At 47.5% G+C, this 12,690-nt stretch carries 9 protein-coding genes and 1 tRNA gene; 7 read left to right on the top strand and 3 right to left on the bottom strand.

From position 1 onward, the window contains the following. Positions 1 to 25 precede the first annotated feature (25 nt). The 6 genes from ACKLNH_RS12985 (at position 26) to ACKLNH_RS12960 (ending at position 9,488) form a co-directional block, all read left to right on the top strand. Positions 26 to 1,018 carry an ABC transporter ATP-binding protein gene (locus ACKLNH_RS12985; RefSeq protein ID WP_413112685.1) on the top strand — a complete coding sequence of 331 codons (993 nt, stop codon included), beginning with the start codon at positions 26 to 28 and terminating at the stop codon, positions 1,016 to 1,018. 8 nt (positions 1,019 to 1,026) lie between these two features. Then, positions 1,027 to 2,748, top strand: a complete 1,722-nt coding sequence (locus tag ACKLNH_RS12980; protein ID WP_413112684.1) for a glycoside hydrolase family 9 protein — start codon at positions 1,027 to 1,029, stop codon at positions 2,746 to 2,748. Then, on the top strand, positions 2,732 to 3,631 hold the full coding sequence (locus tag ACKLNH_RS12975) for a glucosamine kinase nucleotide-binding domain-containing protein (RefSeq protein ID WP_413112683.1): 900 nt from the start codon (positions 2,732 to 2,734) through the stop codon (positions 3,629 to 3,631). Before ACKLNH_RS12980 ends, ACKLNH_RS12975 begins: the two co-directional genes overlap by 17 nt. Further along, on the top strand, positions 3,628 to 5,553 hold the full coding sequence (locus ACKLNH_RS12970; RefSeq protein ID WP_413112682.1) for a beta-N-acetylhexosaminidase: 1,926 nt from the start codon (positions 3,628 to 3,630) through the stop codon (positions 5,551 to 5,553). Before ACKLNH_RS12975 ends, ACKLNH_RS12970 begins: the two co-directional genes overlap by 4 nt. Before the next feature lie 28 nt (positions 5,554 to 5,581). Further along, positions 5,582 to 7,987: a glycoside hydrolase family 94 protein gene (locus tag ACKLNH_RS12965; protein ID WP_413112681.1), complete on the top strand. Its 2,406-nt coding sequence runs from the start codon at positions 5,582 to 5,584 to the stop codon at positions 7,985 to 7,987. Positions 7,988 to 8,072: 85 nt separating this feature from the next. Then, on the top strand, positions 8,073 to 9,488 hold the full coding sequence (locus ACKLNH_RS12960; protein WP_413112680.1) for a phosphoglucomutase/phosphomannomutase family protein: 1,416 nt from the start codon (positions 8,073 to 8,075) through the stop codon (positions 9,486 to 9,488). Positions 9,489 to 9,719: 231 nt separating this feature from the next. On the opposite strand, the gene ACKLNH_RS12955 is transcribed toward ACKLNH_RS12960, so the two are convergent. Next, positions 9,720 to 9,804: transfer RNA gene (locus ACKLNH_RS12955), tRNA-Leu, on the bottom strand. 201 nt (positions 9,805 to 10,005) lie between these two features. On the opposite strand from ACKLNH_RS12955, the gene ACKLNH_RS12950 reads away from it, so the two are divergent. Further along, entirely contained in the window at positions 10,006 to 10,467 is a 462-nt protein-coding gene (locus tag ACKLNH_RS12950) for an RDD family protein (RefSeq protein ID WP_413112679.1), read from the top strand. Between the two features lie 48 nt (positions 10,468 to 10,515). Here ACKLNH_RS12950 and lptG read toward each other — a convergent pair whose 3' ends face one another. Both lptG and lptF read right to left on the bottom strand, forming a co-directional pair. Beyond that, complete coding sequence (gene lptG, locus ACKLNH_RS12945; RefSeq protein ID WP_413112678.1) at positions 10,516 to 11,586, bottom strand: LPS export ABC transporter permease LptG; 1,071 nt, start codon at positions 11,584 to 11,586, stop codon at positions 10,516 to 10,518. Beyond that, positions 11,579 to 12,688, bottom strand: coding sequence for an LPS export ABC transporter permease LptF (gene lptF / locus ACKLNH_RS12940; RefSeq protein ID WP_413112677.1), 1,110 nt, complete (start codon positions 12,686 to 12,688; stop codon positions 11,579 to 11,581). The genes lptG and lptF overlap by 8 nt, the downstream gene beginning before the upstream one ends. Positions 12,689 to 12,690: the final 2 nt, after the last annotated feature.

Genomic DNA, 12,690 nt, shown 5'->3' with positions numbered 1-12,690 from the left:
TACTGGTTGACTTGAGGAAACAATAATGAGCTTACCAACTACAAAACCAATTATTGAAGGCAAGAACCTAATAAAGGACTTTCCTATCAATTCTAATTCGTTAAAAAGCACCAAGATGCGAGCTATTAACGATGTGTCATTCAAAATGTTTAAGAGCCGTGGCCTATCTGTTGTAGGTGAGTCTGGATCAGGTAAATCAACCACCGCGAAAATGATCGCGAAAATGTATGCACCTTCTGGCGGACACATTGAGTACTTTGGTCGAGATATTGCAGAAATCACCAACCGACAAGACATGATGGAGTATCGCCAAGGTGTACAAATGGTGTGGCAAGACCCGTTTGGTTCTTTAAACCCAACCCATACCATTTTCCATCACATTGCACGTCCACTGCTGATTCATAACAAAGTATCAGGCAACAAGAAGGAACTGGAAGAGCGTGTATACGATCTCTTAAACCAAGTGGGCTTGGTTCCACCCAAAGAGACGGCACAAAAATACCCGCACCAGCTTTCTGGCGGCCAACGCCAACGTGTCAATCTTGCGCGAAATATTGCCGTGGGTGCAGAAGTCGTATTAGCTGACGAACCAACATCCATGCTTGATGTTTCTATCCGTGCAGGGGTTCTTAACCTGATGGAAGAGATGAAATTCGAACGCGAAATGGCCCTACTGTATATCACTCACGATATCGCTACAGCACGATACATCGCAGAAGATCTGGCTGTTATGTATGTCGGCCATATGGTGGAGTGGGGAGACACTGAAGAGATCATTCATGATCCTCAGCACCCATATACCCAGCTTTTGGTTTCAGCGGTCCCTGACCCTAAGAAATCCATTCACGAAAAGCTAAAAGGTAACAGAGGCGAAATTCCTTTATGGACACCAGAATCTGTTGGATGCCCTTTTGCTGGCCGTTGTGTGCACGCCTCAGACAAATGTCGCGAGCAGCTACCCGGTGTAACTAAACTCGCTGACAACCACTTCGTGCGTTGCTATTTGTTTGAAAAGTAGGAGTCACTATGCAGCTGTTGACCAACCATTTGGGATATGAGTGTCGCGGACCAAAATTGGCCGTCATTAAAGGGCCGATTTTAAATGCACGCTATGTCGAACTTCGACACCTCAATGATCAACGTTTAGTGTTACAGCTGCCCCTACCGGCCTGTGGTCCGGTAGCACAATGGCACACAGGCGAATATGCCAGCATCGACTTTAGCCACATGTGTGATGAAGGTGAATATTACCTGCAGGTGGGAGAGCATGTCTCCCACCCATTTCGTGTTACCGAGGGGCTATTACACAAACCTTTTTCCGATTTACTGCACTATTTTAAATCACAACGCTGCAGTGGTCGCTTCGATAGCGCAGACCGAAATGCCAAGCGCTATCAGACTGATGAGACCATTGATGTTCACGGCGGGTGGTATGATGCATCTGGAGATGTGAGCAAATACCTCAGCCACCTCTCTTATGCCAATCATCTAAATCCACAACAAATTCCAATGGTCGTGTGGAACATGTTGGCCTCACTTACACTGCAGCCAGAACAACCCGCTTATACGCAAGCTCGTCTGCTTGATGAGGCGCTATATGGCTGTGATTTTCTGACTCGCATGCAATCCAGTGATGGTTACTTTTACATGACTGTGTTTGATAAATGGAGCAAAAACCCGCAACAACGTGATATTTGCGCTTATAAGACACAAGACGGCCACAAATCTAACGCTTGGCAAGCTGCTTTCCGTCAAGGCGGAGGGGTAGCAATTGCAGCGCTAGCAAAAGCCGCAAATCTCAACAACAATCCATCTTATTGTTCGCTCTATGATGCTGACCCGGCACCACTTGCGACTTATCTAGCCGCTGCCGAGCAAGGTTATTGGCATTTGCGCGAGCATAACTTGGCTTATCTTGATAATGGTGAAGAGAACATTATCGACGAATACTGTGCGCTTCTTGCTGCAACAGAGCTGTACCGAACAACGCAGCACAGCCGCTATCTAGCAGAGGCGAGAATCTGGGCTGAGCGCTTATGTCAACGTCAAGGCAGTGATCAAAACTTCGAACATTTCTGGCTCGCCAGCGCTGAGCGTCCGTACTATCACGCTGCAGAAGCAGGTTTACCCGTCATTGCATTATTGCAGTATTTAGAGGTTGAAACCGACCGTTCAAAAGCACCAACCGTGCAGGCAGTGGTAGAGAACGCACTTCGTTTCGAACTCAATATCAGCCAAGAGGTTCATAATCCCTTCGGCTATCCACGGCAGTATGTGCAACCGGTTGGTGGAGATAAGCAGAGCCAGTTTTTCATCCCCCACAACAACGAATCTGGCTATTGGTGGCAGGGGGAAAATGCGCGTCTTGCTTCTCTGGTCAGTATGGCACTTCTCGCCCTGCCGTATATAGATGACGACGCGTTGAAACACGCGCTGCGTCAATATGCCAGCCAATCTCTGAACTGGATTTTGGGACTGAATCCCTACGACATGTCAATGCTTGACGGTCATGGCCACAACAACCCCGACTATCTACCCGAATTAGGGTTCTATAACGCACATGGCGGCGTCTGTAATGGAATAACGTCTGGTTTTGAGAATGAAGCCGATATTGCCTTCAAACCAGAGGGACAAAAAGACGACATGTTGCAAAACTGGCGCTGGGGTGAACAGTGGATCCCACACGGGGCTTGGTTATTGCTAGCCATTGCTGCACATAGCAAGGAGTACCATGATGAGCAGCTTTAACTATCTGGTCGGTATTGATGGTGGTGGTACGTCGTGCCGAGCACGTATTACCGACCTCAGTGGTCATCTCCTTGGTGAAGCGATAACTGGCAGTGCCAATGTTTTATTGGGAGCCGAAAGCGCCATGGCCTCCGTGATCGAAGCGATTACACAAGCAGCGGCGCAGGCTCAGCTAGGCTCGGAGCATTTTGTTGAAATGGCGGTTGGCCTCGCTTTAGCGGGTGCTGAAGAGCAACAAGCCTGGCAAGCCTTCATGTCTCTGCCCCACCCCTTTGCCTCTTTAACATTAAACACCGATGGCTATGGCGCATGCCTTGGCGCGTGGAATGGCTCAGACGGCGCCATTGTCATTGCTGGCACAGGATCCGTGGGTTTAATGCTGAAACAGCAACAACAATTCGTGGTTGGTGGTCGAGAGTTCCCGATCTCAGATCTGGGCAGCGGCGCGATCATGGGCTTACGTCTTATTCAACAAGCACTATTGGTGGCTGATGGGTTGGTCGCCGATTCTCGCCTAGCTCAAGACGTATTGGCGCATTTCAATCATGACTTAGATGCCATTGTGCGCTGGTCGAAAACAGCCAAACCCCGCGACTACGGTCAATTCTCGCCTCGCATTTTTCACTATGCTGAGTCGGGAGATAAGTTAGCGATAACCTTGCTACGTCAGACCGCTCGCGACATCGAACTCCTCATGGATGGGCTCTTCAAACAAGGAGCAGACAAGGTATGTCTAATGGGAGGGGTGGCAAGCCGTATTTTAAGCTGGTTAGCCCCCCCGTATCAATTACGCGTTTCGCCTCCGCTAGGCGATGCGATGGATGGTGCCCTGCTAATGGCAGGGAAAAACCACAACCTTTATAAACTTGAGTGTGCTGTATGAGTTTACGATTAGATTTAACCTTGATTCACCATGGCGAGGCAGGGAGTCGGTTAGCGCTTAGCCTTTTTAATTTAGGCGATACATCATTATATGATTGGCACATCGAGTTCGCCTTTACTCGTAAGATAATTCCAGAATCAATCAGTTGTGGTGACCTCAAACAAACAGGCAGTCATTGTCGGTTGACTCCCCCCGATGCAACTTGCTCGCTCGAACCCAACCAACATTTCTATACTGAGTTTGAGGTGACCCTCCCTCATTTAACCCTACAAAGTTATGGTATTTTGTCGGCGGTTTTATGCTGTGGTGAGCATCACTATCCAATCCAGTTATCACCACTCAACCTTGGTCCAGACGCGCCAATTCGTCACAAATTGGCATCTCCTCGACCAGAAGCTAACCACCCGTTTCCAATTATCCCACAACCAGTAGAACTTCAGCCGCTATCGGGGCACTTCACACTAGACAGTCACTGCGTGCTATGTGGCGAGGGCAACATGTCCGAGGCCGCCTTATGGCTGCAAGAAGAGTTACAGCAACAGTGCCAGATTGAATTGACTCAACAAGCTCCGCGCACCGCTGGTGGTATCTATTTCAATCATGATAAACGACGCCAGCCAGGCAGCTACATATTAACGATCGATACCAATACGGTCCAAATCCATGCCATTGATAGTGCAGGCTTTCATGCTGCTGTGGCTACACTGTTACAGCTAATTCCATTACAGCCTAACGACGCGGGCGCATACTTCTTGCCATGCACCACCATCAAAGACTCCCCTCGTTTTCACTACCGAGGCATGATGCTAGATTGTGCGCGGCACTTTCATTCCGTCGAGACAATCAAACAACTCATCGATCAATTAGCACGTTTAAAATTCAACATGTTCCATTGGCACCTAACGGATGATGAAGGGTGGCGAATTGAGATCCCTCAGTTACCAGCTCTGACTGACATTGGCGCTTGGCGTGGTCCAGAGGAAGTACTAGAAGCACAGTACAGCCATTTCGAGCAGCGTTATGGCGGCTATTATCGTCAAGAGGAAATTAGAGAAATCATTGCCTACGCTAGGCGCCGAGGCATTACCGTCATACCTGAAATTGACATCCCAGGTCACTGCCGTGCGGCAATCAAGTCGTTGCCTGAGTTGCTCGTCGACCCAGACGATAAGTCAATCTACGAAAGTATTCAAAACTACCCCGACAATGTGTTATCGCCAGCGCTGGACGGCACCTATGAATTCATTCGCACCGTGCTTGATGAAGTTTGCCAACTATTTCCTGCGCCTTATGTACATATTGGTGCAGATGAAGTACCGAAAGGCGTATGGGTCAACAGCGAACGCTGCCAGCAATTAATGCGAGACAACAACTACCAATGTGAATCTGAGCTACAAGGCCATCTGCTGCGCTACTGTGAAAACTACCTAGAGCAGAAAGGCAAACGCATGTTGGGCTGGGAAGAAGCCGTGAATGGTGACAAGGTCAGCACCAATACCATTATCTACTCGTGGACCAATGAAAATGCCGGTCTGGCATGTATTGAGCGAGGGTTTGATGTGGTAATGCAGCCGGCACAAGCACTCTACCTTGATCTGATTCAGGCCAATTGTGTTGATGAGCCTGGCATTGATTGGGCTGGCGTACTGCCGCTAAAAACAGTCTACGACTATAACGCTCTGAGTGCAGTACCAGACTCTCATCAGCACCATATTTTAGGCATTCAAACGGCACTATGGTCTGAAGTAGTTAGCACCCCTCAAGGCCTTAATTTTATGCTCTTTCCGCGTCTTTTTGCCGTCGCTGAATGCGCGTGGAGTCAACACAAAGATTGGTCTAACTTCCAGAATAAGCTCAATCATCACCTTAATTTTCTCGATACGCAGGGCATCACATACCGCCCACTCGACCATAACGAATAATCACTCTACTAGGTAAAGGATAGTAATAATGAAATACGGCTATTTTGATAACGAGAACCGCGAATATGTTATCACTCGCCCCGATGTACCTGCTCCATGGACTAACTACCTTGGTACCGAGCAGTTTTGTACCGTCATTTCACACAACGCTGGTGGTTACTCATTCTATAAATCACCAGAACATAATCGTGTCACCAAGTTCCGCCCTAACGCAACTCTTGATCGTCCAGGGCACTATGTTTATCTACGCGATGACATCAGTGGCGACTATTGGTCAATCTCATGGCAACCGGTCGCTAAAAGTTTAGAAGAAGCGACCTACGAGGTACGTCACGGTTTATCATATTCAAAATTCAAGTGTGAATATAATGGTATCAAGGCACAAAAAACCCTGTTTGTTCCGAAAGGCGAAAACTGCCAAGTCTGGGATATCACGTTAAAAAATGATAGTGATCAACCACGTACAATCAGTGCTTTCTCTTTTGTCGAGTTCTCTTTCAGCCACATTCAATCAGATAACCAAAACCATCAAATGAGCCTCTACTCGGCTGGCACGTCGTATAAGGACGGTGTTATTGAGTATGATCTCTACTACAACACCAACGATGACGATGGCTACTACTTCATGGCTTCAAGCTTTGATCCAGATAGTTACGATGGTCAACGTGATAGCTTTATTGGTCCATACCGCGACGAAGCGAACCCGATTGCCGTTGTTAATGGTCAATGTTCGAATCACGTGCAAACTTGTTATAACCATTGTGGTTCTTTGCACAAGCAGTTTGTCATTCAACCCGGCGAAGAAGTGCGCTTTACTTTTGTACTCGGTGTTGGTAAAGATGAAGGCCAACGCCTACGTAACAAGTATCAAGACTTTGCTACCGTTGACGCCGATTTTGCCGCGATCAAAAACCACTGGGAAAGCCGCTGTAATAAGTTTCAGGTCTCTTCTCCAAATGAAGGCCTAGATACCATGATCAATGCTTGGACACTGTACCAAGCAGAAACGTGTGTGGTTTGGTCTCGCTTTGCGTCATTCATTGAAGTCGGTGGCCGTACAGGCTTAGGCTATCGCGATACGGCACAAGATGCGATTTCAGTACCACACTCAAACCCAGCAATGACCCGCAAGCGTTTGGTTGACCTACTTCGTGGTCAAGTCAAGGAAGGCTACGGCCTACACCTCTTTGATCCAGATTGGTTCGATCCAGAAAAAGCTGATGTAAAACCATCTAAGTCTCCAACCGTTGTTCCGACACCCAGCGATGAAGACAAAATTCACGGCATTGAAGATACATGCTCGGATGATCACCTCTGGATCGTCCCGACCATCTGCAAATACATCACTGAAACCGGAGAAGAGAGCTTCCTTGATGAGATGATCCCTTATGCCAATGGCGATGATGCCAGTGTTTATGACCACATGAAAGCAGCGCTCGATTTCTCTGCTGAATACGTGGGACAAACGGGGATCTGTAAAGGGCTACGTGCTGACTGGAATGATTGCCTCAACCTTGGCGGCGGTGAGTCAGCCATGGTCTCTTTCCTTCACTTCTGGGCGCTACAAGAGTTTATTACCTTAGCGAAGTACCGTGGTAATAGCGCTGACGTTGAAAAATATACCGAAATGGCCGCAAATGTACGTGAAGCGTGTGAAACGCACCTCTGGGAAGACGAGGGTGGCTGGTACATTCGCGGCTTAACCAAGGACGGCGACAAGATTGGTACCGCGCAGCAAGCTGAAGGACGTATCCACCTCGAGTCAAACACGCTAGCTGTTCTGTCTGGCGTTGCATCACAAGAGCGCGGCGAGCAAGCCATGGACGCTGTTGATGAGAACCTCTTCTGCGAGTACGGTTTACACCTAAATGCCCCATCTTTTGCGACACCAAATGATGATATCGGCTTTGTTACCCGTGTTTATCAAGGTGTTAAAGAGAACGGTGCTATCTTCTCTCACCCTAACCCATGGGCGTGGGTAGCGGAAGCTAAGCTGGGACGTGGTGACCGTGCAATGAAATTCTACGACGCACTTAACCCGTACAATCAAAATGAGATGATTGACACCCGAATTGCAGAACCCTACTCCTATGTACAGTTCATTATGGGGCGCGATCACGAAAATCATGGCCGAGCCAATCACCCGTGGTTAACTGGCACATCAGGTTGGGCTTATTTTGCCGTCACTAACTTTATTCTTGGCGTTCAAACCGGCTTTGATGGCCTAACCATTAACCCATGCATCCCAACAGATTGGCCTGGATTTGAAGTACGTCGTGAATGGCGTGATGCAATGTTCAACATCAAAGTCAGTAATCCAAATGGTGTCAGCAAAGGTATCGCTTCAATTACCTTAAATGGTGAGCCAATTGAAGGTGCTATCCCTGTCCAACCAGCAGGCACAACCAATGAAGTCCTTGTGGTAATGGGCTAATACTGCCCTTTTATAGCAGCGGCACAGCCGCTGCTTTTTTTCTGATTAAGATGCAGACCCTGAGGGTTTGGGTTAAGGAGTAGTTATGATTCAGTTCGGCACCGGAGGCTGGCGCGCCTTTATTGGTGAAGAGTTTACTAAAGATAATGTTCGCTTAGTGGCACAAGCTCTGGCTAACATCATGAACGATGAAGGCGTAACAAAAAATGGCTTTGTGATTGGCTATGACCGGCGTTTTTTATCTGATAAAGCAGGCCGCTGGTTTGCTGAAGTCATGGCGGCAAATGGGGTCAATGTCAGTTTTATCGATAAATATGTCCCTACCCCTATCGTCATGTTTAAAGCCAAACAGCTTGATGCTGACTATTCTGCGTGCATTACCGCCTCACATAACCCTGCTGACTACAACGGCATTAAAGTCTTTATCAAAGGTGGACGTGATGCCGATGAAGTCATCACACAGAAAATTGAACAACAGGTCACGCAACTCACTACGAATGATGTTAACAGCATCGACTTCGAAGAGGCGATCGCGCAAAACAGCATCACCATTATCAATCCCATGAACGAATTCGTGGATAGTATCATCGACTTTATCGACACTGATGCTATCCAACGTGCAGACCTTCGCGTCCTTATCGACCCAATGTTCGGTGTGGCGAAGAATGCCTTACAAACCGTGCTGATCTCCGGTCGCTGTGATGTCGATGTGATTAACGACAGCGAAAACCCTGCATTTGGCGGCATGATGCCTTCGCCAAACGCAGCCACTCTCTATCGCCTCAAGCATTTAGTCGCTACACGAGGCTATGATATTGGCATCGGTACCGATGGCGATGCTGACAGACTCGGCATCATTGATGAGAAAGGTAACTTTATTCATCCCAACGAAGTCTTGATGCTACTTTACTACTACTTGTTAGAATACAAAGGTTGGACGGGATCAGTGGTACGTAATATCGCCACCACCCATATTCTCGACAAAATTGCAGCAGACCATAATGAGAAAAGTTTTGAAGTCCCAGTTGGCTTCAAGCATATCAGTTCACAAATGGAAGCCGATGACTCACTGCTTGGTGGTGAAAGCTCTGGTGGCTTAACGATTCGCGGTCATATTAAAGGCAAAGATGGCGTCTTTGCTTCTAGTCTATTGGTTGAAATGATCAGTGTTACAGGCAAGAAACTCTCTGAAATGCTCGATGAAATCTACGCCCGCTACGGCTACGCCTATACCGCTGAAGGCGATTGCACGTTTAAAGCGAATCAAAAACAAGTTATTTATGACAAAATTTACGTCGAGAAAGCACTGCCTGATTTTGACTTTGAAATTGAAACCGTCAGTTACGCTGATGGTTTGAAAGTCTACTTTAAAAATGGCGGCTGGGCATTGGCACGCTTCTCAGGTACCGAGCCTCTATTGCGTTTATTTGTTGAAATGGAAGATCAAGCGACGGCTGAAGCCGTTGTGGCTCAAATGAGAACTTTCTTCCTGAAATCGTAATATTCACTCCTTGAGATATTTTTCCCTTGTGGGAATTAAAGCGCTGCTAGCTGTATCTTGCTCTTATCACCTACCTGAGGGTCAGTGAAATAGGATTAGGTGAAACCGGTAGCCTGCGGGCTACCTTTTTTTTGCGCAAAACATAGCATCGCACGGCTCTAAGCCCAAGAAGAGTGCATATACCACAGATACAAAAAAGCCCCGACTTTCGTCAGGGCTTGTTTGTGAATATGGTGCCCGAGGACGGACTTGAACCGTCACGCTCGAAAGCAACGGATTTTGAATCCGTCGTGTATACCAATTTCACCACTCGGGCTTTGTGGGACTGATTATACGTATCTCTAGACCTGTGGCAAGCGTCGATTGCAAAAAAAGTGAATAATACAAACCGTTTGCATGATATTTAGACAAACCCAGTGATGCACGCACATTTATTGCTCACAAATCTCCAGATTTTTGCTTGCAGGTCTCTGTATCGCCAACAATAATCTTCAGTAGTTTAATCAAGGAAGGATAAATGCTCGTGAAAGAAGCCTCGCTACTACGCCGCGCCGGGGCGTGGTTATATGATGGGTTGGTTGTCTGTGCCGTGCTTATGCTCGCCGCAGGAGTCGCGATGGCGATCATTGGTGGCTGTTTAGCGATTGGCGTATTAACTATCGATGGTTACCTCGATGCTAGCGACTACCTTAATCAACACCCCATCGCACGAATCGTCTATCCGCTCTATCTGTTAGTCGTTATGGCGCTTTTCTATGCCTTCTTTTGGTGTCGAGGGGGGCAAACGCTCGGCATGAGAGCTTGGCGTCTCCATGTTATTAATCAACAGGGGCTACGCATTACCTGGACACAGGCATTAATAAGAATGGCCACCTCTGCCTTCGGGCTTGGCAACCTTATCGCATTGATCGATCCTAATAACCGCTCCTTTCAAGATCACATGGCACAGACCCATGTCATCTATAACGCAAACAAATAAAAAAAGCGCCTTAAACGGCGCTTTTCCTTATCTCAATGATCCGGCTTATCATAGCTTACGGCTTAATAAGTAGAGCGTCACAAACAAAAATAGAACACTGGGGCCTAAAGCTCCGAAAGAAGGATGCAAGCGGTAAACAATGCTCATTGGCCCAAACACTTCGTTTGAGATATAAAAGCCAAAACCAAACACCACACCCGATAGCACACGCGCCCCCATGGTAACAGAGCGCAATGGGCCGAAAACAAACGACAAAGCCAGCAACATCATAACAGCGACAGAAATGGGCTGCACTGCTTTGCGCCAAAACGCTAATTCATAGCGGGACGCGTCTTGCTGTGACTCACGCAGATAGCGCACATACTCATACACGCCAGACATCGATAACTCTTCCGGCTTCACGGTCACCACCGCCAGCTTGTCCGGTGTTAATGTTGTGCTCCACGCTTGCTGCTCTGCTTCTTGCTTAGTACGCCACTCACCTTGCATCTCAGTAGACGTAACATCATATAGATACCAACCGCGCACTGGATCAAAGTCAGCCGTTTCTGCATAGAGAGACGTTTGTAGTGTATTGCTGTCGTCATACTCCCAGATGTTCACGCCACGTAGCGAGTCATCATCATTAACCCGAGCAATATAGATAAAGTCATTGCCATCTTTGGCCCAAACGGCGTTTTGTACCGAGAGTAAATTACCGCCAGACGTCGCCACGGCCCGCAATTCACGCGCCATTTTCTGAGTCACTGGCGAGCCCCATTCCCCCAATGCCATAATAATTAGCATTAAAGGCACGGCCGTTTTAAGGACAGAGACACCAATTTGCAGTTTTGACACACCTGCCGCCTGCATCACCGTCAACTCGGAGCTTGATGCCAGCATGCCAAGGCCGATCAAAGCACCAAGTAGCACCGCCATCGGGAAGAACATTTCGATATCCCGAGGAATACTCAGTACAACAAACCACAATGCTGCGATCAAATCGTAAGTACCATCACCGACTTTTCGTAGTTGCTCGACATACTTAATGATGGCAGACAGACCAACCAACATTGATAACGTCAACGCCGTTGTAGCAACAATGGTTCGACCAATATAGATATCTAAAATTTTAAACATTGGCGCGTCGTCTCCGCCATTTATCTTTTAATTTACGCACAAAGAGAGAATCTAGACTATTCAAAAGGATTGCCACCACAAATAGGGCTGCATTAATCACCCACAAACCAAGGTAGCTTGGCAATGCACCATCTTCAACCGCAGATTTGCCCGCGCTGAGTGCCAAGAAGTAGGTCAAATAAACCAAGATGGCGGGCATCAGTTTAGCAAAACGCCCTTGCCTTGGGTTAACCGCTGATAATGGCACGACCACCATGGTAAGCAGCGGTATACATAACACCAGAGAAACGCGCCATTGCAGCTCGGCTTTGGCATATAAATTATCAACCTTCAACAACGCCCACGTTGGCAACGCATCCCAATCACGTCGCCGCGTGCGTATCTCACGCTGGCCAATTAAAACTTCATAGTTATCGAACTGAGTTTGGTTATAATCAAGTTGCGTCGCAACCCCTTCAACACGCTCACCATCAAACAGCTGTAAAACCTGTCGGCCATCTGGCATTTCGGTCACTCGACCAGACTCTGCCATTAACACACTCGGACGCATACCACCATTTTGAACCGGCTGCGCTACGAAAACATGACTTAACTGGCTGCCCTTCTCAGTAATATCATCGATAAATACCACTGCACCGCCATGCGGAACACGTTGGAACTGCCCTTTAATCAACAAGTCTAAACCTGACTCTGCAGAAATTTTCTCTTGTAACTGTACTTCTTGTTCATTTGCCCACGGCGTCAACCAAAAGGCGTTAAATGAGGCAATAATACCAGTCATTAATGCCAACACCATTGCCGCTTGAATTAAGAACTTATTGCCAATGCCTGTTGCGTTCATGACAGTTATTTCACTTTCCGCATACAAACGTCCAAATGTCAGCAATATTCCCACATAAAGGCTTAATGGCAGCAGTAACAACCCCATAGAAGGCATATAGAGCGCAATAAACGTCATAATCAGATCGCTGGGGATCGACCCTTCCGTTGCCGAGCTTAGAACTCGTATAAAACGCTGGCTAAAAAAGACAAGAAACAAAATAAAAAGCACTGCTATCTGGCTCTTAATTGTCTCTCGTGTCAAATATCGAACAATGATCACTG

Origin of the sequence: Thaumasiovibrio clandestinus (genome assembly GCF_047250365.1) — a bacterium.
GTDB lineage: Bacteria > Pseudomonadota > Gammaproteobacteria > Enterobacterales > Vibrionaceae > Thaumasiovibrio.
The sequence above is the reverse complement of the archived record's forward strand: the minus strand, read 5'-3'. Positions and strand labels throughout refer to the sequence as shown.

Bases quoted from the DNA above. Each gene is read 5' to 3' on its own strand.
- ACKLNH_RS12985 (WP_413112685.1), top strand. From the start codon at position 26: ATGAGCTTACCAACTACAAAACCAATTATTGAAGGCAAGAACCTAATA.
- ACKLNH_RS12965 (WP_413112681.1), top strand. From the start codon at position 5,582: ATGAAATACGGCTATTTTGATAACGAGAACCGCGAATATGTTATCACT.
- ACKLNH_RS12970 (WP_413112682.1), top strand. From the start codon at position 3,628: ATGAGTTTACGATTAGATTTAACCTTGATTCACCATGGCGAGGCAGGG.
- ACKLNH_RS12975 (WP_413112683.1), top strand. From the start codon at position 2,732: ATGATGAGCAGCTTTAACTATCTGGTCGGTATTGATGGTGGTGGTACG.
- ACKLNH_RS12960 (WP_413112680.1), top strand. From the start codon at position 8,073: ATGATTCAGTTCGGCACCGGAGGCTGGCGCGCCTTTATTGGTGAAGAG.
- ACKLNH_RS12950 (WP_413112679.1), top strand. From the start codon at position 10,006: ATGCTCGTGAAAGAAGCCTCGCTACTACGCCGCGCCGGGGCGTGGTTA.
- lptG (WP_413112678.1), bottom strand. From the start codon at position 11,586: ATGTTTAAAATTTTAGATATCTATATTGGTCGAACCATTGTTGCTACA.
- ACKLNH_RS12980 (WP_413112684.1), top strand. From the start codon at position 1,027: ATGCAGCTGTTGACCAACCATTTGGGATATGAGTGTCGCGGACCAAAA.